The sequence below is a fragment of the Paenibacillus xylanexedens genome (assembly GCF_007676705.1).
Lineage (GTDB): Bacteria > Bacillota > Bacilli > Paenibacillales > Paenibacillaceae > Paenibacillus > Paenibacillus xylanexedens_C.
Genome location: NZ_VEBF01000003.1, coordinates 213,424 through 239,420 on the forward strand (window position 1 = coordinate 213,424; position 25,997 = coordinate 239,420).

General features: G+C 47.5%; 17 protein-coding genes. 8 read left to right on the forward strand and 9 right to left on the reverse strand.

The features are described 5' to 3' along the window. Window positions 1–250: 250 nt before the first annotated feature. Complete coding sequence (locus tag FS628_RS18900) at window positions 251–2,254, reverse strand: beta-galactosidase (RefSeq protein ID WP_145324513.1); 2,004 nt, start codon at window positions 2,252–2,254, stop codon at window positions 251–253. A gap of 192 nt (window positions 2,255–2,446) precedes the next feature. Here FS628_RS18900 and FS628_RS18905 point away from each other — a divergent pair, with 192 nt between their 5' ends. Continuing rightward, entirely contained in the window at window positions 2,447–3,469 is a 1,023-nt protein-coding gene (locus FS628_RS18905; protein WP_313958618.1) for an AraC family transcriptional regulator, read from the forward strand. Here FS628_RS18905 and mobA read toward each other — a convergent pair. Next, complete coding sequence (gene mobA, locus FS628_RS18910) at window positions 3,439–4,068, reverse strand: molybdenum cofactor guanylyltransferase (RefSeq protein ID WP_186327876.1); 630 nt, start codon at window positions 4,066–4,068, stop codon at window positions 3,439–3,441. The genes FS628_RS18905 and mobA overlap by 31 nt on opposite strands. Window positions 4,069–4,194: 126 nt before the next feature. Here mobA and FS628_RS18915 point away from each other — a divergent pair, with 126 nt between their 5' ends. Continuing rightward, on the forward strand, window positions 4,195–5,424 hold the full coding sequence (locus FS628_RS18915; protein ID WP_260871114.1) for an MFS transporter: 1,230 nt from the start codon (window positions 4,195–4,197) through the stop codon (window positions 5,422–5,424). Between the two features lie 659 nt (window positions 5,425–6,083). Here the strand turns inward: FS628_RS18915 and FS628_RS18920 are convergent. Further along, window positions 6,084–7,817: a glutamine--tRNA ligase/YqeY domain fusion protein gene (locus FS628_RS18920; RefSeq protein ID WP_145324521.1), complete on the reverse strand. Its 1,734-nt coding sequence runs from the start codon at window positions 7,815–7,817 to the stop codon at window positions 6,084–6,086. A 260-nt stretch (window positions 7,818–8,077) separates the two neighbouring features. On the opposite strand from FS628_RS18920, the gene FS628_RS18925 reads away from it, so the two are divergent. Further along, window positions 8,078–8,335, forward strand: coding sequence for a DUF2164 domain-containing protein (locus FS628_RS18925; protein ID WP_133386130.1), 258 nt, complete (start codon window positions 8,078–8,080; stop codon window positions 8,333–8,335). Between the two features lie 33 nt (window positions 8,336–8,368). Continuing rightward, entirely contained in the window at window positions 8,369–8,917 is a 549-nt protein-coding gene (locus FS628_RS18930; RefSeq protein WP_145324523.1) for a GNAT family N-acetyltransferase, read from the forward strand. A 113-nt stretch (window positions 8,918–9,030) separates the two neighbouring features. Here the strand turns inward: FS628_RS18930 and FS628_RS18935 are convergent, their stop codons facing one another. Both FS628_RS18935 and FS628_RS18940 read right to left on the reverse strand, forming a co-directional pair. Continuing rightward, window positions 9,031–9,819: an SDR family oxidoreductase gene (locus tag FS628_RS18935; protein WP_145324525.1), complete on the reverse strand. Its 789-nt coding sequence runs from the start codon at window positions 9,817–9,819 to the stop codon at window positions 9,031–9,033. 27 nt (window positions 9,820–9,846) lie between these two features. Further along, on the reverse strand, window positions 9,847–10,347 hold the full coding sequence (locus FS628_RS18940; protein ID WP_145324527.1) for a GNAT family N-acetyltransferase: 501 nt from the start codon (window positions 10,345–10,347) through the stop codon (window positions 9,847–9,849). 261 nt (window positions 10,348–10,608) lie between these two features. Between FS628_RS18940 and FS628_RS18945 the strand changes: the two genes are divergently transcribed. Beyond that, the gene (locus FS628_RS18945; RefSeq protein WP_186327877.1) at window positions 10,609–11,805 is read left to right on the forward strand and encodes a methyltransferase domain-containing protein; all 1,197 of its coding nucleotides are present in this window, start codon (window positions 10,609–10,611) and stop codon (window positions 11,803–11,805) included. A 1,114-nt stretch (window positions 11,806–12,919) separates the two neighbouring features. On the opposite strand, the gene FS628_RS18950 is transcribed toward FS628_RS18945, so the two are convergent. Then, on the reverse strand, window positions 12,920–16,312 hold the full coding sequence (locus tag FS628_RS18950; protein WP_145324531.1) for a GH36-type glycosyl hydrolase domain-containing protein: 3,393 nt from the start codon (window positions 16,310–16,312) through the stop codon (window positions 12,920–12,922). A 160-nt stretch (window positions 16,313–16,472) separates the two neighbouring features. Continuing rightward, entirely contained in the window at window positions 16,473–17,462 is a 990-nt protein-coding gene (locus FS628_RS18955) for a LacI family DNA-binding transcriptional regulator (RefSeq protein ID WP_145324533.1), read from the reverse strand. Window positions 17,463–17,991: 529 nt separating this feature from the next. On the opposite strand from FS628_RS18955, the gene FS628_RS18960 reads away from it, so the two are divergent. The 3 genes from FS628_RS18960 (at window position 17,992) to FS628_RS18970 (ending at window position 22,559) form a co-directional block, all read left to right on the forward strand. Next, complete coding sequence (locus tag FS628_RS18960) at window positions 17,992–19,629, forward strand: AraC family transcriptional regulator (protein WP_145324535.1); 1,638 nt, start codon at window positions 17,992–17,994, stop codon at window positions 19,627–19,629. A 110-nt stretch (window positions 19,630–19,739) separates the two neighbouring features. Then, on the forward strand, window positions 19,740–20,768 hold the full coding sequence (locus FS628_RS18965; protein ID WP_145324537.1) for an ABC transporter substrate-binding protein: 1,029 nt from the start codon (window positions 19,740–19,742) through the stop codon (window positions 20,766–20,768). Window positions 20,769–20,846: 78 nt separating this feature from the next. Further along, a complete protein-coding gene (locus tag FS628_RS18970) occupies window positions 20,847–22,559 on the forward strand; it encodes an ABC transporter ATP-binding protein (protein ID WP_145324539.1) in 1,713 nt (570 codons plus the stop codon). A gap of 299 nt (window positions 22,560–22,858) precedes the next feature. Here FS628_RS18970 and FS628_RS18975 read toward each other — a convergent pair whose 3' ends face one another. Further along, complete coding sequence (locus FS628_RS18975) at window positions 22,859–24,163, reverse strand: ABC transporter substrate-binding protein (RefSeq protein WP_145324541.1); 1,305 nt, start codon at window positions 24,161–24,163, stop codon at window positions 22,859–22,861. Further along, window positions 24,160–25,917 (reverse strand): sensor histidine kinase, encoded by a 1,758-nt coding sequence (locus FS628_RS18980; RefSeq protein ID WP_145324543.1) that lies wholly within the window; start codon window positions 25,915–25,917, stop codon window positions 24,160–24,162. The genes FS628_RS18975 and FS628_RS18980 overlap by 4 nt, the downstream gene beginning before the upstream one ends. Window positions 25,918–25,997 lie beyond the last annotated feature (80 nt).

The window sequence follows — 25,997 nt, forward strand, 5'->3', positions numbered from 1 at the left end:
GTTATACAATAGAATGAATGGTTACACGAGATCACTACGTGGTCAGAACAACCCTCTGATCGCTGTTATCACCGGATTTTTTTGATTCCCTTATCTAAGGGGAAAATCCGTTGATAAAGGCGAGGTGTATGCTTCCGATGCAGCTTTCTTTCAGAAAGCTTTTAGCTCCGCTTCCTCAGGTTATTTCTGCCCTCTCCGTTAACGTGTACATGTTAAATTCAACTTATATACCTATATTTATTATTTCCTATTATTGTTCAATGATCCGTATGCCCCATGGTTCCAGTTCGATCTTCTCTCCCGCAGCAATCAGGGTTCCTGCCAGAAGTTCAGTCCCTTCTCCATAAGCATTCACGAAGGATGCTGCCTCATCTGCATAATTGAAATAGTAGCGAATCGTGTTCCCTTGATCGTTCACACCTGTCTTCACAATGATGGGAAAAGCCAGCTCCTGATCAGCTCCCCATACGCCCGCTTCCTTCATGACACGTTCCAACACTTTACGGATCACCGCAGAACTGGTGTAACAGCCGACATAGGTTGCTTTGCCTTTTCCATAGACATTCTGGGTAATTGCCGCATATTCACCCCAATGTGGATGATCATACCAAGCGAGTACTTCAGCCGTTGTTGGTGTAATCAGTTCCATCCAGGTATGAATCTGGTTATGCTCCTCACCAACCCCGAACGGATCGTCCCGCAGTGACACATGTTTCGGCTCTACAAAAAGGTTATAGCTGATCCCGCATGCCTCACTAATTAGGCCGGGCTGGCGAGTAGAACGTACCTTGATATGCTCATTCGCAAATCCGCTTTTGAACGAGTAGACGATATGTCCGCCATCCTCTACGAATTGATTCAACTTTTTCAGCAATGCATCCGAAGCAGCATACAGAGCAGGTACAACGAGCACATCATACTCCGCATAACTCTCAACAGATGGATCGATGAGGTCACAGCCCATGTTGATCTTGTACAATTCATCGTACATCCAGCGCACCACGTCATTGTAGTTCTTGTCACTGGTGAAGTTAAAACCAAACCACTTGATCGATGTCAGTGCCTCATTGCTGAACAGCACAGCCACTCGATTCTTTTTCTTCAGATTAACGAGCTTCGGACTCAGTCTTGCAAAATCCCTGCCAATCGTCTTCGCCTCGTTGTACACCGGATTCGGTTCAAAGTCATGACTGAGCAGTCCTTTCCAATAGGTCTCAAAGGAGTTGTGCAACGAATGCCAGTGCCAGTAGGCGACCATGTTTGCTCCCGATGCCAGATGACTGAATGCCTGTAGACGTAACTGGCCCGGGTAAGGAACCCAATGCCAGAACGCCTGCGCTTCGGTCTCCAGCACAAGATAGTTCGATTGTTTGGTGGAACGTGCCACATCCCCGCCGAATGAAATTTCAATGCCAGTCAGATCATCCTGGGAAGGATGGTAGATGTCCACACTGGTGATATCAAAAGGTTTCGATGCGGCAAAATGATCCACATCCCCTTGAATGCCGTAGGAATATCCACGCCAATCGAAGTCAAAGTTCTGGGTAACAAACTGTCCTGCCTGTTTGTATTCATTCACGATCCCCACTTGCCAAGCCAAAAAGTTGGTTACCAGCTGTCGCTGGAACTTGGCAAATTCAGCCCCCAGACTACCGTTGATCGTTCCTACAACAGACGGGAAGTCCTCCCAGCTATTAATTCGATTGCTCCAGTAGTCGAGGCCAAATTCCTTGTTGAGCTCATCCAGAGAACTGAACTTGTTACGCATATATTTGACGAATTGCAGTTGCACATTATCTCCAGCTGTATTGTAATGCTTCGTCTCGTTATCTGTCTGATAACCGATGACCGCTGGATGTGTGCTTACCCGAGAGATCAACTTGCGGATGATTCGCTCAGCATAGAATAGATAGGTTGGATGTGTAATGTCCATGATCTGTCTTGCGCCGTATTTGCCAGGTCCCTGCGAGGTGGTAGCCAGCACGTCCGGATGTTCCTTCACCATCCACGTTGGAACAGCATACGTTGGTGTGCCAACGATCACCTGAATCCCTGCCACATGCATGGCATCCAGCACACGATCTACGGAAGAAAAGTCAAATACACCATTCTGCGGTTCATGAGTACTCCAGGTGGATTCTGCAATTCGGACCACATTGATGCCTGCATCCTTCATCATCTGAATGTCCTTGTCCAATCTTTCGTAAGGCATATATTCATCATAGTAGGCTACGCCATACAATAATTTATCCATCATTTAATCTCCTTTTTGTCGGGAAATGTGGTGTTCTTGCGTTGCATATGAGTTGACATATTCCAACCCATAATGGTAGCGTTTACATTATTATCAGTTGAAAAATTTGGATTGTTCAGTAACCACTACGCTGATGTGTCCCATGGATTATCCATGCTCGCGTTAAACTGATTATAATGAAGTATACTACGGGTGCCGATTGTACAAGGCGAGTTGTTTTTACCCTTTTCCGAGGTGAATATGATGGATATTCGATCACAGCTCCGAGAAATGCCTCACCATACACTGGCCCACTGGCTGCCTATTATCGACTGTAACATCAAATTCTATGGTGCGCACAGCCAACAAGTTCCATATGGATGGACGATGCCGGAGGAATCACATCCGGGCTTTGAGATCATGTTGATTATTGAAGGCACCCAGGAAAGTGTGATTCATGGTTATACCTATACCGTGGAGGAAGGTTCCATTCTCCTCATTCCGCCCGGATTCAAACATACGAATCAATGTGTATCCACGGGCGGCATGACCTATTTCAGTGCTCATTTTAATGTGGATGATCCTGTCTTTACCCTGAAGTTGATATCACAGCATAGCCGAATCTACGCTGCAGGTACGGCCGATAATAGGAAGATGCGTGTAGTGCTGGAGAGCTGGATGGGCATGATTAACGTATCTGAAGCCTACACGTCCACCGATAAAATGATCATGCAGGCACGCATGTTTGAACTGTTCGCCCTGTTGTCCCAAGCCGCTGACAATGAACCGGAGTCCGCCAATTCCGTTGCTGCTTCACACACACCAGCCCCAACAGCCATGCATTATGCGGGAGCTATTGCGGAAGCGATTAAGCAGGCATTCCATGCCCAGCTTCGAACCAAGGATGACAGTGTGTCCACGGTCAAAGTCGAGCAGATTATATCCTCGTTTGGCATCAGCCCGGGATATGGTTTGCAGGTCTTTCGCAAGGTGTACGGGCGATCACCCAGGGCCTACCTGTCCAGCCTGAAGTTGCAGGAAGCCAAAGTGCTGATCGAACAGCCAGAGCTGTCGCTCGGTGAAATTGCGTGGAAGCTCGGTTACACCCATCTGTCCCATTTCAGCAGACAATTCAAGCGCTGGACAGGCCAAAGTCCGCTGCAATATCGCAATCATCATGCAGAAGCATCAGGCGATCCTGTATCCTACAGATCGGAATCGAGTCCAGAATCTTGATTACGGATACGCTCGTATTCTTCCGGCGTGTTCATATTACTCATCTGCATTGCTAGTTGATGAACGCCCGCTCTCTCAAGCTCTTCCGCTTCGACATAGCGGCAACTGATCTCTTCAAGCCATCGCATGACTCGAAGATGATCCCGCACCAGGCGCTGCTCCAGATCAGGGAGCACTCGCTTGTGATAAGCACCTGCAAGTGGATGGACACGTCCATCCACGCGCGGAACGATAGCAGAATAAGAGTTGTGCGACTCGGCCAGCTTTTTTATGCCATCCAAAAAGGACGTTTGCAGAAGCGGCATATCGCAAGCGCAGACCAGATTCCATTCTGTATCGGAAGCTTCCAGTGCCGCGTGAAGGCCCGCGAGTGGCCCCTTCCCCGGATAGCGATCCTGAACGCATTGGTAGCCCAATTCGCCGTAGGTTGTCACGTTGGGTCCGGCAGCCACGATGATACGCGAAACAGCGGGTCTCATGGCCTTCGTCACATGTTGCAGTACAACAGAACCGTTCAGTTCGAGCATGGCCTTGTTGGCCCCCATGCGGCTGGATAGCCCTCCTGCCAATATAATACCTGTCCATTCACGCGTGTTCATGTTGTTATCCTCCCTCAGATCACGATATGTGTTTGGCTGCATCAATTTCAAAACGTTCGCTATGCATTGAATCCCCTTTCAACAAATGATACATTGAACAATATGCATTTGAAAGGAATGGCTTAATTGGACAGACCTGTACCTTCGAGAGGCAATCCCTCATTGGTTTCTCTGAAACTATATAACTTTTTCATATATGGAGCCATCTCGATCTTTGCCGGATTCCTGCAGCTCTACCTGCAAGAGATTGGCATGACCAAACTGGAGATTGGCAGTCTGATGGCGATTGGACCCTTTGTATCTTTGTTCGCCAACCCGTTCTGGGGTTTCTGGAGCGATAAATCTCGCAATATTCGCATCATTCTGATGATTATGATGGGAGGCACATTTGTGCTCGCCCAGGGTGTATTCTATGCGCCCAGTTATACATGGATCTATGTAGCCATGATTTTCTTTTATTTTTTTCAAAGTCCATTATTCGCCCAAACGAACAGTCTGATTCTCGGATACATCGATGGTACGACCCAAAAATTCGGGGCATTCCGGCTCTGGGGTTCACTCGGTTGGGCACTGACTGCCGTCGCTGCTGGACCGGTTATTGACCGTTTTGGCATCGGCAGTGTCTCCATTATATTTGCGTGCATGATTGTTATCGCCTTTGTATTATCCGTATTTCTGCCTAGACAGCCTATCGCTTCGGATACACCCGTGGTTACTTTTCGGCGGTTTGGCAAAGTCATGTTCAATCCGTATTTTATGACATTTATCGGTCTGGGTGTACTCGTGTCGGTGCCCAATGCGATGAACAGCACATTTATGTCGCTATATATCGTAGAGATGGGTGGCGACAAACAGATGGTGGGTTGGGCCATCTTCACCTCTTCCATTCTCGAAGTCGGTGTATTTCTGCTGCTGGACCGCTTACTCAAGCGTAAAATGAGCATACTCCTGGCATCCCTTATCCTGATCAGTGTGCTGTTTGCACTTCGCTGGCAGCTCATGGCACTGGCTAATAACCCGCTGGAGATTGTATTCATTCAGTTGATGCACTCCATTACGTTCGGTGGGTACTTCTATGTGGGTACGCAGCTGACTATGCTCTTTATCCCAAGACCTTATCGTTCTTCCGGTCAAGCTGTCTACACGATGGCCTGGGGCGGTCTCTCCGGCGTCATTGCCGGTCTGTTCGGCGGCTGGTTGTTCCAGAGCTTCGGTGCGGAAATCATGTATAGCATCGGTGTATTCTTCTCGCTCATCGGCGCTGTCGGATTCGGCATCATGTGGTTGTCGAATCGACGCAACGGCTATCAGCCAGTTGTGTTGACGGAGATGGGTAATATGGATGAGGACAGATAATCATTTGTTGCAGGGGGATATTTGCACGATTAAAGTTACACTGGCGCACTCCGATGCCAGAACAACCTTCTGATCGCTGTTATCTCCGGATTTTCTTGATTCCCTTTTTAAAGGGTAAAATCCGAGATAAAGGCGAACGCTCCGCTTCTTCAGGTTATTTCTGTCCTCTACGTTAGGGTGTAACATCAGCGTACAAAAAACCGAAACAAAAGATTAAGAATAGGTGCAGTAAAGAGAAAAGGCGTCTAAGGTTTGTTGCTCCTAACGAATCTTAGGCGCCTTATTTGCAATAATTTCACGAATTTCTAAAGCTAAAGAACCTCAGCCACCTTATTTTGCAAAAAGATGTTAAAAACCTTAAAAAGACAAGCCTAACGAGGAAATAAGGTCTCTACGATTTGTTACGCTGCTGGAATGCCCAAATACAATTGAATAGCGTGTCTTCGGTTCGTTAGATTCTTGCCTCATACGTACATCTATGGCTTCAGTTCATGTTCATGCCGTAATGTATGCTCAGTCTGAAACTAAACCCGACTATACCCATAAAAACAAAATGGCATCCTTCGCCATGATCATGACGAAGGATGCCCTTCATTTAACTTAAAACTTGGCTGCTTACCAGCACTCTGATGAACAGACCTTAAGTTCATCCATCGGCCTTATGCCTTTGGCAGTTGGAACGAGCTTTTCAGGGATACGACCCGGTTAAATACCGGACGTCCTGGCTCGGAATTTTTCGGATCTACACTGAAGTAACCGTGACGGAAGAATTGGAATTTATCCTGAGCATTCGCTTCCTTCATCTCTTGTTCCACATACCCATTAACAATCTCAAGGGAGTTCGGGTTCAATTGATCCAGGAACGTTTTCTCCGGTTGCTCTTCCACAACCTCAGTTTCAGCCCCAGCTACTGCCACTTCCACCTCTGCTTCCGGTGCTTCATCCAAGATCAAAGGCTCATACAGACGGAATTCAGCAGGTACCGCTTGAGTCGCTTCTACCCAGTGGATCGTGCCTTTAACTTTACGACCAGTGAATCCACTGCCGCTCTTCGTCTCTACATCATAGGTACAATGAATCTCGGTTACATTACCTTCTGCATCCTTGATCACATCGTTACATTTGATGAAGTATGCATGTTTCAGACGAACTTCGTTGCCAGGGAACAAACGGAAGTATTTGTTCGGCGGATTTTCCATGAAATCGTCTTGTTCAATATAAATTTCACGGGAGAACGGAATTTGGCGATTACCCATCTCCGGGTTCTCCACATTGTTCTCAGCTTCAAGCCATTCCACTTGTCCTTCAGGATAGTTGGTAATGACCACTTTGAGCGGGTGCAGAACAGCCATCGTGCGCGGAGCTTTCAGTTTCAAGTCTTCACGTACAAAGTGTTCCAGCGTTTGCAGGTCGATAACCCCTTGGCTCTTGGAGATGCCTGTCTCAAATACGAAATCACGAATGGCTTCCGGTGTATATCCCCGGCGGCGCAGACCCGAGATTGTCGGCATACGTGGATCATCCCATCCATCCACATGGCCTTCGTCCACGAGCAGTTTCAGCTTCCGCTTGCTTGTTACCATCTGGGACAGGTTCAGGCGGCCAAATTCGTACTGACGTGGTTGGCTCTCCATCTCACATTCTGCAATAACCCAATCGTAGAATGGGCGTTGATCCTCAAACTCCAGAGAACAGAGGGAATGCGTTACACCTTCAATTGCATCTTCAAGCGGGTGAGCAAAGGCATACATCGGATAGATGCACCATTTGTCGCCCGTGTTATGGTGATGTGCATGTGAAATCCGGTAAATAACCGGATCGCGCAGGTTGATATTCGGTGCAGACATATCGATCTTGGCACGCAGCACTTTCTCTCCGTTCTTGAATTCGCCTGCACGCATACGTGTGAACAGGTCGAGATTCTCTTCCACCGAACGATCGCGGTACGGGCTGTTCTTGCCCGGCTCCGTCAGCGTTCCGCGCATTTCACGGATTTCGTCGGCGCTTTGGTCGTCGATATAAGCTTTTCCTTTTTCAATCAACAAGACAGCACGGTTGTACATCTCATCAAAATAATCCGAGGCAAAACGTTTCTCGTTCCACTCGTATCCGAGCCATTTCACGTCTTCCTGGATGGATTGAACGTACTCGACATCTTCCTTGACCGGGTTCGTGTCATCAAAGCGCAGATTCGTTTTGCCGCCAAATTCGCCGCCCAGCGTAAAGTTAATCCAGATCGCCTTGGCATGGCCGATATGCAGATAACCGTTCGGTTCCGGAGGAAAACGGGTAATAACTTCCTGGACTTTCCCTGACCGGAGATCTTCGGTAATAATATTTTTGATAAAGTTAGGTGGGGTTGTACGATTGTCCACAGGTATCAAACCTTTCATGAATTGATTGGAGCTTTCGGGAATTGCAGCAATTCCGGCTATAATTCCTTTATAACGAAGTCATTTCCTGAAAAAAACTGTTTTCTTGGAAAGTTTCGTACGCGTTTCATTTAAATATACCTTTAACGGGGGAGGAGTTCAATAAAGAACGGCACCAAAGTCAGGATCAGCCTTGCATAAATAGGCCCAAAACCATTTTGACGGGTTCGCTCGAATCATGTAGCATGATAGTAAAATCAAATTAAAGGGAGGGTTTCCCATTGAACACGCTTAAACTGACCAAAGAACAGCAGGATGAAGCCATTCGCACCATCCAGTCGTATTTCGAAGAGGAACGTGGCGAAGAACTGGGTGATCTGGCGGCCTGGGGAGTCCTCGACCTGTTCATGACACAGCTCGCTCCCTACATATATAATCAGGCACTCCGTGACGCACGCACAACGGTCAATCAACGCATGGCCTCAATGGAAGAAGACCTGTTTGCACTGGAGCAAAAGTTGCCCAAAACTTCCCGTTAATCCACTAATTTATAAAGAAAGAAGGTTGCATTCATGTTTACCTATTCATTGGATGAATATACCGAACTCCGGCCACTGGCCATGGAACATACCAAACCGCTGTTCGAACTGACGGATCGCTCGCGGGATCAACTGAGACATTGGTTGCCGTGGGTGGATCATGTGACAGAAGTGGAACACACCTCGAACTTTATTACCAACGCGTTAAAACAAGGTGCTGAAAATGGCGGCTTCACCGCTGGAGTATGGTTAAAAGGGGATCTTGCAGGCGTCATCGGATTCCAAGAGATTAACTGGACCAACCGCTCGGTAAGCATCGGATACTGGCTTGGAAAAGGATTCGAAGGTCAGGGCCTGATGACAAGCGCTTGTCGCGTTCTGGTAGACTATGCACTGGTGACCCTGGATCTGAATCGCGTCGAGATTCGCTCAGCAACCAACAACAAACGGAGTCGCGCCATCCCTGAAAGACTCGGATTTGTTCTCGAAGGTGTCATTCGTCAGGCAGAGAAATTGCCTAAGGGATACGTGAACCATGCAGTGTACGGCATGCTGCAGCATGAATGGGAACTTTTACGCTAATTCGCCTACATAATAAATCAGGAGTGATCTCTCCCAACATATCGGAATAACAGGAATACCCTCTATCTCCACGGCATGTGGTGACAGAGGGTATTTTATTGTATCCATGACTTTTATAGTGCTCGGACCATACCACCATCCACGATCAGGGAGGTTCCCGTGATGTACGTATTGGCTCCGGATAACAGGAATACCACCGCTTTGGCGAACTCCTCCGGTTGACCGTAACGTCCTAGTGGAATCTCTTTACGGAACTGGTCAGATACCTCTTCCTCACTGATTCCGTTCTGCTCAGCCCGTGCTGCATCCAATTCACGAATACGATCAGTTGCAATACGTCCTGGTGCCACTGTATTGATCAAAATACCGTATGGAGCCAGCTCTTGAGACAAGGTCTTCGCCAATCCGAAAACGCCAGTACGGAACGTGTTGGACAGCACCAGACCCGGAATCGGCTGCTTCACCGAAGTTGAAGCGATATTCACAATGTGTCCTCCGCTTTCTTTCATAAAAGGAAGAGCGCCGCGAATCAGCCTTACATAACTGAGTACATTTAATTCAAATGCACGTTCCCAATCTTCATCGGTCAGTGACTCAAATGAACCCGATGGGGGACCCCCCGAATTGTTCACCAGAATATCAATCTGCCCGAACAGCTCTGCTGTCTTGTGAATCAGCGCCTCAATATCTTCCTTGCGTGTCACATCGGTTGCACAATATTCCACACGTCCGCCACCGCCAAGCGCCAGAAGCTCCTGCTTCACTGCTGCGAGCTTTTCTTCGCTTCTGCTGGCGAGCATGACGTCAGCACCTTCTGCTGCCAATTGAGCGGCAACCGCTTTGCCCAGTCCGCGACTGGAAGCCAGCACCAGTGCTTTTTTACCCCGAAGTCCCATATCCATCGTTGTTCCTCCTCCTCAGCTACGTTTTTATTTGGTCTGGATAAAATAACCCATAAGAATATCATCCACATACTTGCCACCGATATAAAACTCGGATACCAGCCTGCCTTCTGTCACAAATCCACACTGTGTATAAAACGTAATTGCTCCCGGATTGCTGGAGAGCACGCGCAACCTGAGCTTGCGAACGCCTTGTTGGGCCGCATGCTGCTTGATGGCATCCATCAAAGCTGTAGCAATACCACAACGCCGATCATGAGGGTGAACTGCAATATGAATCTCGTAGACATGACGATTGACCGGCATACCTGTGGCTGGATTAAAGCCCACATAACCACATACCCGCTCTCCCTGCACCGCAATCAACTGGCTGCCTGGCGGACAATGCTGCAGATATTGCTGTCTGGAGCGCCACTGCATCGGTGCAGGTGAGGTGTGTTTATCCCATACCAGGGTGTCCAACTCCATTAGCTGGGCTGCATCTTTAATCTCAGATGGACGAATCGTAAATGTATGGCTGGTAAGCATAATGATTCAACCTTTCGTGCTATAGTCGACAACGCTGTACGTTACAACGTCGGGAGATTTAAGAAAGTTAAGAGAATTTAGAATAGGAAGACATTGTTCGTTTACTTCACAATTCAAGTTTTTTTGTTCTATATATTGTAGCATAGCCTCAGCTTTGACTAAAATTCCAACCGGTATTGAACCTTTTCGCAATATAAAATAAACGCTTAACCTTGCCCTAACGTCATGGTTTATACTGGTTCGATAAGGAGGGGATGCATGATGAATATCAAAGAGGCAGCAAGCAGGCTCGGTATATCGGCGAGAGCCATTCGCTTTTATGAGGAAAAAGGGTTAATTCTACCTGCCAAACAGTCCAGTAACGGGTATCGTACCTATACCGAGAATGATATCTGGCGGCTTCAGACCATTGCGGCTCTCCGTGAGATTGGCATGTCCCTGCAGGATATTACACACGCGCTCGGAGAGATCGATCAAGGAAACCAGCAGCGGCTGGAAGAATACCTTGAGCTGCAACAGGCCGTCATGTATGCCCAGTGGATCGAGTTGAAACGTATGATGGATACAACCCAACGTATGATTGACCTGAATCGTCAGGAAGGACCGCTGGATGTCAGCCATCTGCACGATCTTGCCGACAGTGCCCGTCGCCTGCGTGAAGCAAGGCAGAACTGGCATGATCGGTGGAATTATGATATGCAGGCAGCCATCCATGATCAGCGAGTGCAGGAGGCAGGCAGAGGCAGTATTGGACAACCCCATTCAGAGGACAGGCATCGTTCGGACAACGCCTCGCCTGCAAACCATGAGCATGGAGTTACACATTCATATCAAGACACAGATACTTCCGTGCCGAGCGATTCCAATGATGCGGTACAGCCTTATTTCTATCTGTATCACAACTATGATGAGGGGCTCGAACAGATAGTTCATTGGATCTCTCCCGCCCCTGGTGAGAAGGGACTTGATATAGGCACAGGCACGGGGAATCTGGCTGGGAAACTATTACAGAACGGCGCAGACATAACCGCAATCGATCAGTCCCGGGAGATGCTGCGCAGATGTCGCACCAAATATCCCGAGATGCATGTGAAGCTTGGGAATTTTCTGGCTCTGCCTTTTACCGATCATTCCTTCGACTTTGTCGTGTCCAGCTTCGCTTTCCATCATCTGAGTTCAGATCAGCAACTATTGGCATTACAGGAGATGCAGCGTGTTTTAACCTCGCGCGGGCGTATCGGTCTAACCGATCTGATGTTTATCAATGCTGCTCACCGCGAGGCGTATGTTCGTGAAGCTGAGTTATCAGGACACGAAGAACAACTGCGCGCCTTGCGCGAGCGTCACTTTCCTCTGCTCGATGAGCTATGCGACTGGTTGGAGCAACAAGGATACGTAACGAAGCATGTGCGGCATAATGAGCTGTTACATACATTGCTGGCAGTTCCACTGCGGTGATCACCGAATCCCTAAGAGGCACAAATGAAATAAATAGATTTATACTTAGACAATGAGGCCCACCCTATTTTATTGTGTTAAAGTCGAGAGGATTTAACGCAAAATGAAAGAGGATGACACTGAATTATAATGCCATCCTCTTAGCTATTAAATTTAAATAATAGCCACATATTGGTTTATTTTTTGAAACACTAATGTATCTTATATTTATCCAAGAGCTACTCTCATGAGTATAAAAAAGCTGCTCTTTGAAATGACCAGTTTCCGAGATTGTAAAGTATTTGAAGTGTTTCTTTAAATCATCCTCCCTGCTGCTTGAATAAAGAAGATTTTAACAGAATATAGCGTGATATTTCTCTTCTAAACAAATATAGACGAATGAATAAAGTTAGATTTAGTATTAAATTCTTTTGCAAGTTTAATGGCCGTAGACGAAATTTCAATTCCATCTACATCAAAAATTTGATAGTTCTTTAGTATTCCGGCCATAGTCAGCTCAGAACCAGTACTTTTCTAATATCAAATTGCTTGAAAATTGCTATCGCTTGAATACAATCTCACTCGGAACTTCTCCCCAAATCTTCCCTTCCATTTCAAATCTATCTTCCCAATACGGCTCCATTCATTGATCTCCCCCTCATCCATTGAGTCATACTCTGCGCTAACTATGTAAAGTGAATTAAAGAATAATATATTTATTACTTCGATGATACAATAACCTTCCGCTCGTATTTGTCTCTATCGGAAAGGTCACATATTTAGAAATAGTCTCGGGTATAATTCCAAATAATAGTATAGTTAACTAAGTCTAAGACAACCATTTAAAGGAGTGATACACAATGAAATTGGTAGGTTTAATGATCTTGGGTTGTATAATTTCATATATCTTAATTTTATTAGGGACTGTAGGTGCAATAATTGGAATAGGCATACTAATCGGCTTCTTACTAAAACTCTATTTAGACATTAATGAAATCAAGAAAAAGATAAACACCCCTTAGAATTTGATTGATGAAATCTCGAGATTTCTCCAGTGTCTATTCTACCTAAGGGGTGCATATATGCTTACATTTTAGGAATTCGTTCCAATAACAATGTAAATAACTTTCATTTCTTACATATAAATATCAACAATTGCACGTTCAGTTGCACTGCGTGCCTGTCTGAATTCATCCAGTGAAATGCTAACCCCGCCCTGACGGTAACGGTTCGCTGTACGCTCGGTACGAATATCCTTACCGTTCACCGCTACACGGCTCACAGCACCTTCATTCAAGTGATAGATGAACGTCACAGGCTCACCCGCATACTCGAATTCGAATTGCATACCATCCAGTTCAGCTGGCAATACCGGGTCAATGACCAGATCGCCGCCCTCTTGACGAATACCAAGCGCGTTGGAGATCAGCTGGTTCATATAGATTCCAGGGCCGCTGGAGTAAATTCTCCATCCGCCTTTCACCTGTACAGTACCTTTACGAAGCTGGTCAAAATGTTCCTGTGCCTCGTAACGCGTATTGAACTTGCCGTCTGAACTACTGAAGTACGAGTTCGCTTGACGAATCTCCGCGTTAGGTACAACCTCGCCGATGCCAACCGGGTTGATCATCGCGAGACCATTCCACACCTGATCTGTCTTGCCGAGCTTCGCCATCGCTTCCACGTAACGGATATGAGCATGAACATATTGCAAACCAATCTCACGTCCGAAGTTGGACGCTTGCTCTGCACGCTTGAAGTGTGTGCTTACACCACCAGCATATTGAGCTGGACGATTCATCAGACGCACCCCATCCGGGCATAGGAACTGTTCACGGATCAAGGCATAATGCGATTCAGCTTGCTCAGCATTCAGCAATTCACCGATCATGCTGCGCGTCATTGGCAGCAGACGATATTGAATGCCTGTCTCTGTGTCTGTTGGATGAAGCATCAGCTTCGCTTGGTCGGCTTCTTCCATGTATACAAAGCCTGGAATCACATCTGTGCCCAGCATGTAACGGTTAAAGTCCTCACGGATGCCTTGAGCCAGCACGTCCAGCTCCTGTGCAAAGTCTGCATCCTTGTATTTCAGGGCTTGCGAGAGCACGTTCACGGACTGATACGTCAGTGCTACAGTCCAACTGCTCACCATGTATTGCTTGAGCTGTGCATTGGCTGGCTGGAGCGTATCATCCCAGTCACCGTCCCCGTAGGAAGAAAGGAACGTATCGTGCAGGAAGTGCGAACGGATATATTCGATCTCTTTTTTCGCATGATCCAGTACAGTTGCTGTCTCTTCCGTGAACCCGAAGCTATGCTTGACGGTATAAGGTACTTTCTCATCCAGGATTGCATAGTCGCGAGTTGCTGTCAGGTAGTCCGCCAATACTTTCAACGGCCATACGATGATATCGCCATGACTTTCTTCCTGTTGAATTGCAAAGTATTTATCAAACATGAACCATTGCGGCCAGTTGCCATCATCTTCGTATTGGTGAGTGTAGACCATTTTGATGATATCGCGAACTTGCTCATATTTTTGCGTAGCCATAAAGTACTCCACCGGACCTTGGCACACATCCCGCGTACCCCAAGCTGCACCGCCGTACTGCTCCAAACCGTGAGGCACGGAGTAGTGAACCAGCATATTGTGGGTGTACCACCAAGCCAGCGCGTTTACTTTGAACAGATCCTCAGCACTCTGACCTTCTCCACGAGACAAACGGAAACCGTTCATCACACCTGCGAAGAACTCGCGGTATGCCTGTACTTCCTCTTCGAACGTCAGGCTTGAGCCCACTGCCACTCCGCTATCCACTTGGCCTTCCAATACCCCTTGTACCTTCAGCGTCCATTCAGCACTTGCTTCCAGACTAAGCGTAACCAGAGATGCAGACCCACTGCGGATACCACTTGCCAGCAACGTTTCGTCACCTACATTTACAGCTGCACCATTCACCGACATGCGGTATTGCAGATCCGGATACGTTCCGGCACTAATCGCTTGTGGGTCAGCCTTGAAGATCAACGTATCGCCATCCTGCGTCATATGCAGCGGATACTCGTATTCATTCACATTCATCGTAATCTGGTTTGTTACCAGGTAACGGTATGCCGTACCACTTGTGGAGCGCACGTTCATGCTTACTTCCGTAGTATGTGCCCCTGTATAGTTCGTCACGATGATCGTATCAGATTCGGTTTTGTAGATCCAACGCACATAGTTGAAGCCAATCTCGAACAAGGAAGGCATCGTCAGCAGACGATATTGTCCGTCCATTTCCACATAAATGCGTTGTCCAGCCGTCTTCGGCACGTTCAATGCATTGCGGGCATTACTGATCATTTTATTAAAATTGGTGTTACCAATAACGAGCTGAGAGTTGAAAATACCGTACATATACGACGTTGTCGTAATAACCTGTGCCCCAAGTTGCACGTTTCCACCACTCATCAGAATGTGACCGTGCGGACGCTCTACGAGCAATTCTTTCGCTTTCAGAACGATATGTTCATAGCTGCCTGTGAAGAAGGATAACAGTTCCTCACCGCTGTGCTCTTCCTGATGACGATCAGGGAACAGATCATGAATCTCATCTTGCGTCAGATCGAGTGTTACCAGTGGTTCACCCAGGAAGGAGGAAAGTTTTACCTGTTCCAACATGTCACCTTTCTCCACAGTCAGAGCCTGTACTTCATTCCATGCTGCAGTAACTTCATCCCCGAATTCCAGTGCAGAGATTCCTTCGGCATGATTAGGCTTCGCTAGTCCATAAAAGACTACCTGTGCTTCTCCGTTCAGATTCAGCAGTTCAGATTGCAGCGCCGTGTAGGCAAATTCATACTGATACGTCTCATTCGCCAACATTGGGCGATTCAAGCTCTCTGGTCGATTCGTTTCCTTGTACGACAGACCGAAGAATTGGAATCCGTCTGTGGAGTAACCGACTGCTTTGGTCAGGGAACCTTGTTGCATATATGGAAATGCACCGCCCTGAGGCTGGTTTTGACGGGAACAAACGACATAACCTTTGGCTTCATCTTCAAATACCGTGTGGTCGATGTATTGTGACAGATAAGCTTCATTGCTGCGTACCGCACCCGGATCAGCAAGCCCTACATCCTGTCCGTACACCACGTCTACGTTATCTTGTTGTCCTGAGAGCTTCACATCCCAGAACCAAACACCTTGCGGTGTAGCCGTAAATACGACCTGGTAGCCAACGCCTTGTTCTTTGCCTTCCAGCTGGACTGTACCCTCCCAGATCAACTGGTTGCTGGATTGTGCCTTGCTTGTAATTACCTTGCTATTCGAACGTACACCCAGCAGCGGGAACGAGCTGATTTTCTCTCCCTCATGCACACGCAGGTACAGGTTGTTCAAAGATCCATCAATCTGGTTGCTGAGCAACTGATTCAGCATGGTTGTGCCGGATGTGACCTGGTACAGGTCTCCACTGTTCAAAAAGGTAAAAGATAACTCTCCGGCACTCAACCGGATCGGTTCATTAATCATCGTTGTCATAAGGTTCACTCCTTGAATTAGTTAAAATCGAAACGTTTCGATACATTTGAAAAAGAATAGGGGCCTCTTCAAACCGGCCATTTACAGCCCGTCCGGACGATAACCCCATCATTAAACTTTCACTTCAGCATGCAGGCAATTCTTCGTTTCCACACCCGTTCTAAACCGAACGTACAGAGCTGCGCTCGATCATATTAATCGTTAACGTATACGATGGATCCACCGCTTCTCCGTTGAGCATCTGGAATAACAGATGTCCTGCAAGCGACCCCGCTTCATGCTTCGGCTGGCGTATCGTTGTCAGCGGTGGACGCACATACTCGGACAATTGAATATCGTCAAAACCGATCACTGAAATATCATTCGGCACCGATATACCACGCTCTTCCAATGCCTTCAGGCCGCCAATCGCCATCTCATCGTTACCGTAAAATACCGCTGAGGGAAGCTCGCCCTGCATGATCATCATCTTGGTCGCACTGTATCCGCCCTCACGCACAAAATTGCCGTTCAGACGCCATTTGGACTTTTCTTCAAGTCCCGCTTCCCGCATCGCCCGCAGATACCCTTGGTAACGCAGCGCATTGTCATACGAGTTGGATGGACCGCTGATATATGCAATCTTCTGATGTCCTGCCTGAATCAGGTGACGGGTAGCAAGGTAACCACCCTGCTCTCCATCCACCAGCACGTTGACCAGATGGTCACTCGACAGCTGTCGATCCATCACAATGATCGGAAAACGAGGACCGGCAGATTCCACCAGAATATCATCATGAATGTTATGCGCCAGGATGATGGCTCCATCTACTCTTTTTTCACGCAAAAATCGAACTGCCGTTGAATCCCGTCCACCCATGGAACTGCAAGCAATCAGATCATACCCGTTCGCAAGTGCTACATCCTGTACACTACGGATCAACTCCGAGTAGTACGGACCTGACAGATCTGTCAGAATTAAAGCGATGGTGTTCGTACGGCTCCGTTTCAGGTCCATGGCAAAGCCGTTCTTGCGGTAATTCAGTTCTCGTGCTGCCTCAAGCACTTTAGCCTTGGTCTTGGCACTAACCTTGCTATCCCCGCTCAGCGCATAGGAAGCAGTCGAGAGTGCTACACCTGCGAGCTTTGCCACATCCTTAATCGTTGCCATTCCACGTTCGCTCCTTCTAAACTAGAACAAATTCTAAGGTTATCTACATTTTATACGGTACATGGTCTTAACAACCACTAAATCCTATACAATCGTTCATTAATCATTTTACTTATCAATGGTTTAACTATCAATCGAAACGTTTCGAGGTATTCTCAAAAAAAATCCTTGTCTCCATCCTTAGGGTACCACTGTTACATGTACCTCATTCCAGTCTATACCAATAATGATGGTTATAACGCGTCTTTCAATCTGGTGTCCTATGAACCGTTATTGCCTAACACAATGAAACGGGTAGCAAACGTCAGATTGAAACGTTTCGACATTTTCATTATAGTCGGTGTTGATAGCGATTTCAACCACTTTATCCATTTTCCACAGAAAAATATAAAATGCTCAATCTGTCCATCCCCGTCACTTCGTTTATAGTATATACTGCATAATAGTTCAGATTCGAGAATTCCGCCAGTATACGAAGGGCATAAGAGGAATGATGCCCTTGCTACCTATGTAAGGAGACGGTTATTTAATGCATACATCCAAACCAACTTATCCTAAAAAATCGCTGTCGCGCCCAGTTCCCTTGCAGAAAATTCAGTCCATCCCTGATGTCCTGTTCAAGCTGTGCCATCTGGTTCAACTTCATGACCGCGAGGCGTTCTCCCAAACAGATGAGATGTGGAGGACACATCATGTACTATACGTCATTACTGCTGGCCAGGCCAGGCTGATCAGTGCAGAGGGCAAACTGACATTAAATGCGGGCTCTGCAGTCGTCCGTCAAGCCGGAAGTCTGCTTCAGCACGAGAACAACCGCGGCTCTCTATCGCCAATACAGGGCATTGCTATTGCTTTTGATTCCACTGAAAATGAACAGCTGTTCTGGCCTTTCGGGATACCAGCCCCCATTGCGAGCCGGACGCTCACCGACAGGACAGTAGAGCTGATTCAAGCAAGTTCGACAGGCCATGATTCGAGCCCCTTCAGGCCACATATGCTTTTCTATGAATTACTGGATATTTTGCGGGATCATGTAGCTCATTCTGCTCATGAAGATCACTCCTGGCTCGATGCTGTGCTCAGACATATCCATCAGATGTATACGCATCCGCTGACTCGCGAACAATTGGCACGCGATGCGAATGTGAGTCCCGAGCATTTTTCAAGAGAGTTCAAAAAACATACTGGTCTTACGTTTGTTGAATATGTGACCCGTCTCAGAATCAGGATGGCTCAGGAGCATCTGTTGTTCGCGAACCCTACGCTACAGGAAATTGCACAACTAACAGGCTACAGGGACACCTTCTATCTGAGCCGCAAATTCAAACAGATGGTTGGCTCTGCACCAACTCACTATCGGAAAATGCCCAAAAGGATCGTATCTCTAACTTATAACTACACCGCTTCTCTACTGGCACTGGGCCATACGCCTCACATGGGCGCCGTAGCCAGCTGGATGGAAGAAAAATTGGGCGAACATGGTCCTGAACATTTTGAACAGCATTCCGAATATGAGCTGGTTAAGCAGACCGATCTGATTACCAATGCTCATCCTGATGTCATTGTCGGTTATGCACCGCATCCCGCTTCCGATGACCTGCGTCTGATCGCACCGACTATCCTGATGCCCTTTGAGGAGCTCGATTGGCAGCAGCAGCTTCTCCATCTCGGCCGAATTACTGGGCTGGAGTCGAATGCACAAGCGTTGTTAGATCGATATCATCAACTTGAGCAAGAAGCCAATCATACGTTGGACCAACAGATGGAAGGAACACGAGGGTCCGCCGTTTGCATGTTTATGATTGGAGAAGACGGGGCTTATATCTACGGTCATGGCTGGGGCAGAGCTTCTCATGTGCTGTATCAATCGCTGGGCTTCACTCCACCCTCACGTATGGAGCAGGATGGACAGTTACTCACGGGGTACGTTCATGTTCCGTTGTCCGAGATTCACTTGTATGCAGCAGATCACATGTTTGTTGCCTACCCTGAGGAACGCACCGAACGAGAAATGCTGGATAGCCTGCTGAATCAGGAATCATGGGGCACCCTCTCCGCCGTTCGTGAAGGACGTGTATACGAGATTGATGCCGACATGTTCTATGGATTCGATCCCCTGTCCGTTATGGAGCAGTTGAAGCATATCATGCGTCACCTGACATCATAATTGTCCATGCTGTAGTGATCATAGTTGTCCATGTACAAATATCACATCTTCCTCTATGTTATTAATGAGAATAATAATCATTATTGATTATACACAGGGGGAACAAGAATATGTTTGCTGCAAAAAAACGCTTTTCCGGCTTGCTGCTTATGCTCGCCATTATTATGATTCTGGCTGCTTGTAGCAGCGGTACAGGCTCGACTGCCACTGAACAGACATCGGCAGCGGGAACAGAAACGACAACCGGCTCTTCCGAGACAAACACAGACATGTCGTCCGGTTCGGACAATTCGAATGCTACACGGATCTACAAGTCTTTAAGCGGGGATGTTGAAATTCCGGCTGAACCGAAACGAATCGTCACGGATATGTACGTAAGTGATCTGCTCGCACTGGGTGTGAAACCCGTTGGGGCTGTTCAATATTATTTGGAAAACCCGTTCTATGCAGATCAGGTGGCGGGCATCGAAAGTATCGGTGATCGGGCGGCGGTATCCCTGGAGAAGGTCGTTGCCCTGAATCCGGATCTGATCATTACCTACTCTGATCAAGCCGAAGAGATTGAAAGTTATAAAAAAATCGCACCGACCGTGGTCATCCCTTATGGTACATTCACCAATGTGCATGAAGAAATCCGGGGATTCGGTGAGCTGATGAACAAATCCGAAGCAGCCGAAGCTTGGCTGAAAACATACGATGAACGGATTGAAGCCGCTCGTGCCAAGGTGAAAACAGTCATCAAACCGGAGGAAACCTTCTCCATCCTTGAAGTATCCGACAAGAGTTATTATGGATATGGAGACAACTTTGGTCGAGGAGGACAAGCGGTCTACAGTGCTTTACAACTTGCCCCACTCGAAATTACCAAAAAAGAACTGATGGGTGATACCCAATGGAAAGAAATTTCGCGTGAAGTTGTTGGTGATTATGCAGGGGATCATATCTTCTTAACCGTTGGAGAGAACAATAAAAATTACCAAGGTGATGCCATCTGGCAATCCCTGCCGGCTGTGAAAAACAATCAGGTGTATGAGTTGCTGGAAGACCGTTACTGGTACTTCGACCCGATTGCGATTCAAGGTCAGGCTGAGGAATTCGCCGATATGATCGTAGAACGTGCCGAGCAAAACCGCAAATAACATAAGCATGAATACAGGTGTCCGGACAGGCTAATCAGCCTGCTCGGGCATTTGTGTCATATCGAGGAGGACTTACATATGCTTCGCCGTTTTATGTCTTATTATCGTCCTTACAAAAGACTCTTTATCTTGGACTTCTCCTGTGCAATCGCCGCCGCTCTGCTGGAGCTGGCCTTTCCACTCGCCGTTAACCGGGTGGTCGATCAATTGCTTCCGGCTGGCAATTGGTCCATGATCTTAGCGGCGTGTGTTGGGTTGCTCGGCATCTATCTGCTCAGTTCCTTTTTCCATTATGCAGTGACCTATTGGGGCCACAAGCTCGGCATTAACATCGAATCCGATATGCGGCGTGAACTGTTCCAGCGTGTACAGAAGCAGTCCTTCCGCTTCTTCGATAACAATAAGACCGGGCATCTAGTTTCCCGCATGACCAACGATCTGATGGATATTGGTGAGATCGCGCATCACGGACCCGAGGACCTGTTCATTGCCCTCATGACACTCGCCGGAGCCTTCGGTATCATGCTGGGGATCAACTGGCAGCTCGCTGTGATGACGTTCATCATCGTTCCGCTGATGATCTACCTGTCGCTGTATTTCAGTCGCAAAATGTCCAAGGCGTTCAAGCGCATGTTTGCGGATATCGCCGATTATAACGCACGGGTAGAAAATAATGTGAGCGGCATCCGTGTGGTACAAGCTTTTGCCAATGAAAAACATGAAGTAGGACGTTTCGTCGAGAACAACGAACGTTTCAGACTCACTAAACTGATCACCTACCGCATTATGGCTTGGAACTCTTCACTTAGCTTCATTCTGATGAAATTTGTATCACTGTTTGTACTGGTATGTGGAACCTGGTTTGTCATTCAAGGCAGTATGACCTACGGGGAATTCATCGCTTTTGTGATGCTGTCCAATGTATTCCTCGGACCGATCGAGAAGATTAACTCCGTCATCGAGACGTATCCCAAAGGCATCGCCGGATTCAGACGTTACCTGGAGCTGCTTGAAGCTGTGCCGGATGTAGAAGATACACCTCAGGCGAAACCGATTCCGAATGTCAAAGGTGATATTGCCTTCCATAACGTTACCTTTTCTTATGGAGAACACAAATCTACGCTGTCTCAGGTCAATCTGGATATTCAAGCAGGCCAGACGGTTGCTCTGGTTGGACCTTCAGGCGGGGGAAAAACGACACTGTGCAGTCTGATCCCACGTTTCTACGATGTGGATACGGGGCATATCTCCATCGATGGCATTCCGGTGAAGGACATGACGCTGGAATCACTGCGCTCCCATATCGGGATTGTGCAGCAGGATATCTTCCTGTTTGACGGAACAATTCGAGAAAATATTGCATACGGCAAACTGAATGCTTCCGATGAGGAAATCTGGCAAGCCATTCGCCGGGCCCAACTGGAAGAACTGGTACAATCCCAGCCAGATGGACTGGACACCATGATCGGTGAACGTGGCGTGAAATTGTCCGGCGGACAGAAGCAGCGTCTATCCATCGCAAGAATGATCCTGAAAAACCCGCCCATTCTCATTCTGGATGAAGCCACTTCCGCGCTCGACACTGAGACAGAAGCCGCCATTCAACTGGCGTTATCCGAGCTGGCTCAAGGACGTACGACATTGGTGATTGCCCATCGACTGGCGACGATCAGACACGCCGATCGCATCGTGGTGGTAGAGAACGGTAGCGTAGCCGAACAAGGTAGCCATGAAGAACTGCTCGCGCGCAAAGGCTCGTACAGCCGACTGCATCAAGCCCAGTTTGGTTAAAGGTAAGCTTAAAAGCTATAAGTTAGTTCAATATATGAGTTGTACAAATAAGTCACTACAACAGCAAAACAACCTTCCTTCTGTACTAGAGGGAAGGTTGTTGTTTTTATATTACTATTCGTTATATAAATTGAACTATATATTTACACAAAACGAAGAGGACAGAAATAACCTGAAGAAGCGGGAGCGTTCGCCTTTATCACCGGATTTTCCCCTTTGAAAAAGGGAATCCAAAAAATCTGGGGATAACAGCGATCAGAAGGTTGTTCTGTCATCGGAGTGGCAAGTGTAAGTGACGTTTAGTTCAATTTATATAACTTCCCACCCAGTATTTCGTTCGCCCGCTCACGAAATTCCACCGCCGCCTGCTCAGGCGTAATTTTGCCAAACAGCAGAAGATCATACAACTCACGTAACACCGCAGTGACCTCGGCTGCACCTACGGGATCAGGTGGGTCCATCGGGCTGCTGTTATCGGCAACCCAATCAATATAGTCAAACACCTGCGCCAGTTCCGGTTCAACCAGCAGCTTCATTCGCTCTTTGACACTGGATGAGACAGGAACACCCCGCTCCCCTTTGAGCAGCAAATTGGCATCCAAATCATTCACGAAAAAGCTGATGAACTTGGCAGCCTCCTCCTTATGTCTGGAATTGCCCGCCATGGAGAAAAACATGCCTGGCTTCAAAAACAACCCATCCTGGCTGTTTGGCCCAGGCATCGGGGAGATGGTTAATGGCTTGCCATAACGCTGAGCGGTGCTGATAAATTGGTTGGAATACCCCCAGCTAAACAAAGCCTCTCCCAGATAAAACGGGTCGTTGTCGGGTTTGCCAATGTCTGACGTCCAGATATCCGGTGCAAAGATAAGCTTCTTTTCCGCGAGCTGCTGCATCCTGCCAAAGTATTCAATAAACAGCCCATCATCCTCATAACCCAATCCCTTGCCATCCTCTGCGTATAGCTTGGAACCATACTGTCTCAAGTAATACGCGAAAAATTGTTCCGGTGTGAAATAGGTTCCCAAATAGATGCCCTTCTCCAGTAATTGCTCGCCCATCCGGTCAAAGTCCGCCCATGTCCACGTCTCCGTTGGCAATTCAATATCATTGGCCTTCAACACTTCCGGATCATAGATGCTGAGCATGGCGTTAACACCCAAACTGAGCCCGTAGGTTTTTCCATTCAGGCTACCACTCTGCAGCTGTTCCTTCTCAATATCTGTTGTATCAATCAGTCCGCTCTGCATGTACGGCGTCATATCCTCCAACAGTTGCAGCGAGCTGTACTGGGACAGATAGGAGATGTCCATCTGGATAATGTCGGGCAACGCATTGCCTGCTGCATGCGGGGCAAGTTTTCTCCAATACTCATTGAAGCTGCTATATTCGTATTCGATGTTCACATGTGGATTCAACTTCTCATACAGATTGATAACAGCAATGGTGGCATTGTTGCGGAACTCCCCGCCCCACCAAGCGATTCGCAGCGTAATCGGTTCTTCCTCCACAATCATGCCTGGCCTTTGATCCAATTGACTCACGCAGCCAGGAAGAGTCAGTATAAGACAGAGCATGCCTATCATTCGCATCCATCTTCTCATAGCTTCTCCTCCTTACCTGGTGATGGTGGTGGAAGCAGTACCGTTACTTTCGTTCCACTCCCCAGCTCGCTCTCCAGCATAACATCATATTCTTCGCCAAAAGCCAGACGCACCCGCTCCCTGATATTCAGTAGACCAATACCTGTACCTCTGGTTTTCACTTCTCCACGAAGCACTTGTTCCACATATTGAGATTCCATGCCAGGACCGTGATCCTCAACGATAAGGGCAAGCCTGCCATCTGACATTTCGGCATACACTCGAATCAGACATGATCCAACCTGTGGTTCCAATCCGTATTGAATGGCATTTTCCAACAGGGGCTGCAGGGTTAGCTTGGGAATGGCACACCCCAGATAGGGAGCGGGCACATCCATGCGGAAATCCAGCCGCTGCCGGAAACGGTAGGTTTGAATGGTGATGTAATGGTTGACGATCTCCAGTTCTTCAGCGATGGTAATGATATTTTGCTTGAAGCTGATGGAGGAACGCAGCAAATATCCGAGTGACAGCACCATACTGGAGATTTGCTCCTGCCTGTTCTTTTTGGCAAGCCAATGGATCGAATCCAGCGCATTATACAAAAAGTGGGGATTGATCTGTGCCTGCAGTGCCTTGAACTCCGTTTCCTTAATGACTAGCTGGCTTGCATAATTTTCTTTGATCAATGTATTAATATGTGTAATCATCAGTCGATACGTACGCTGTAACAATCCCAGTTCATCCATGTGCTGGTGTGTTGGAATGGACAGATTGGCATCTATGTTCTCCAGATCCCCATACTGAACCTCCTTCATCTGACTGATGAGCTGCCTGATCGGCCTCGTCAGACTGCGTGCGAAGACCATACCGAGCGCAAGCACGACCAGAATTGCGATAAGATAGATGACAATCAGTATATTTTTCAACCATATAATACGTTCAAAAATTTCATCATAAGAGGCCATATTGTAATAAACCCAGCCGGTATAAGAGGATTTCTTCTGGGAAAGAAATATCTCCCTCCCATCCAGATTCTTGATCTCATATCCCCCACTGCCTGGAAGTGGATTCAGTCCGGCGGACACCGCTTCCGGAAGCTGGCGATAGGGATAGACAACTTCACTGCCTGCTTTTAAAATAATGTCACTGTCCTGGCTGTCAATGCCCGCATACTCCTCAACCAGTCGCTCGATATTAATACGCAGAAACAGTATACCTACCGGTTCCAGGGTCATCGGTTCATAGGCTCGCACCTGACGGACCATAACCAGCATCGGGTCATCGTCATCCGGGTATAACCAGCGTACTGCACCATTGGCCTGCTCCGCAGCCGCAATCATCCGATCATATTTTTCCTGAGATACGGATAGTGTCTCGCCATATTTATTGACTCTTCCCCTGGAATCAATCAGATGAACGGACTGCACATAACGTGCAGCCCCACTAATATGCTCCCATAGCCGATCCGTGATCTTCTTTCGTTCAATAAAGCTTGAATATGCGCTATCGTCATCCAGCAACGACTTCAAAGCTCTTTGAATCTGCGTATCGGAAATCATGTTTAGTGATAACGCTTCCAACTTCTGAAGTTCAACATCCACTGTAGAAGAGGAAAGGTTCAGGAGACGGGACGACTTATCAAATAGCTGTTTGTCATACACCGAGTACGTATAATACAGGGACCCAAACGCCAGGATGATGATAAACGCCATCATGAACATAATCATCAGAAACATTTTCATTTTGATGCTCAGTTTTCGGTAGGCTGTCATGACCAAAGCGCTCCTTTGAACCACGTGATACTACTAGGTATATCACATGCAGGAAGGTTTTCCCAAAGTTTTAGCGCTCG

Excerpts from the sequence above, each read along its gene's own strand:
- FS628_RS18900 (WP_145324513.1), bottom strand. The coding sequence starts at position 2,254 with ATGGATAAATTATTGTATGGCGTAGCCTACTATGATGAATATATGCCT.
- mobA (WP_186327876.1), bottom strand. The coding sequence starts at position 4,068 with ATGAACACGCGTGAATGGACAGGTATTATATTGGCAGGAGGGCTATCC.
- FS628_RS18920 (WP_145324521.1), bottom strand. The coding sequence starts at position 7,817 with ATGAAAGGTTTGATACCTGTGGACAATCGTACAACCCCACCTAACTTT.
- FS628_RS18930 (WP_145324523.1), top strand. The coding sequence starts at position 8,369 with ATGTTTACCTATTCATTGGATGAATATACCGAACTCCGGCCACTGGCC.
- FS628_RS18935 (WP_145324525.1), bottom strand. The coding sequence starts at position 9,819 with ATGGATATGGGACTTCGGGGTAAAAAAGCACTGGTGCTGGCTTCCAGT.
- FS628_RS18940 (WP_145324527.1), bottom strand. The coding sequence starts at position 10,347 with ATGCTTACCAGCCATACATTTACGATTCGTCCATCTGAGATTAAAGAT.
- FS628_RS18945 (WP_186327877.1), top strand. The coding sequence starts at position 10,609 with ATGAATATCAAAGAGGCAGCAAGCAGGCTCGGTATATCGGCGAGAGCC.
- FS628_RS18950 (WP_145324531.1), bottom strand. The coding sequence starts at position 16,312 with ATGACAACGATGATTAATGAACCGATCCGGTTGAGTGCCGGAGAGTTA.
- FS628_RS18955 (WP_145324533.1), bottom strand. The coding sequence starts at position 17,462 with ATGGCAACGATTAAGGATGTGGCAAAGCTCGCAGGTGTAGCACTCTCG.
- FS628_RS18960 (WP_145324535.1), top strand. The coding sequence starts at position 17,992 with ATGCATACATCCAAACCAACTTATCCTAAAAAATCGCTGTCGCGCCCA.
- FS628_RS18965 (WP_145324537.1), top strand. The coding sequence starts at position 19,740 with ATGTTTGCTGCAAAAAAACGCTTTTCCGGCTTGCTGCTTATGCTCGCC.
- FS628_RS18970 (WP_145324539.1), top strand. The coding sequence starts at position 20,847 with ATGCTTCGCCGTTTTATGTCTTATTATCGTCCTTACAAAAGACTCTTT.
- FS628_RS18975 (WP_145324541.1), bottom strand. The coding sequence starts at position 24,163 with ATGAGAAGATGGATGCGAATGATAGGCATGCTCTGTCTTATACTGACT.
- FS628_RS18980 (WP_145324543.1), bottom strand. The coding sequence starts at position 25,917 with ATGACAGCCTACCGAAAACTGAGCATCAAAATGAAAATGTTTCTGATG.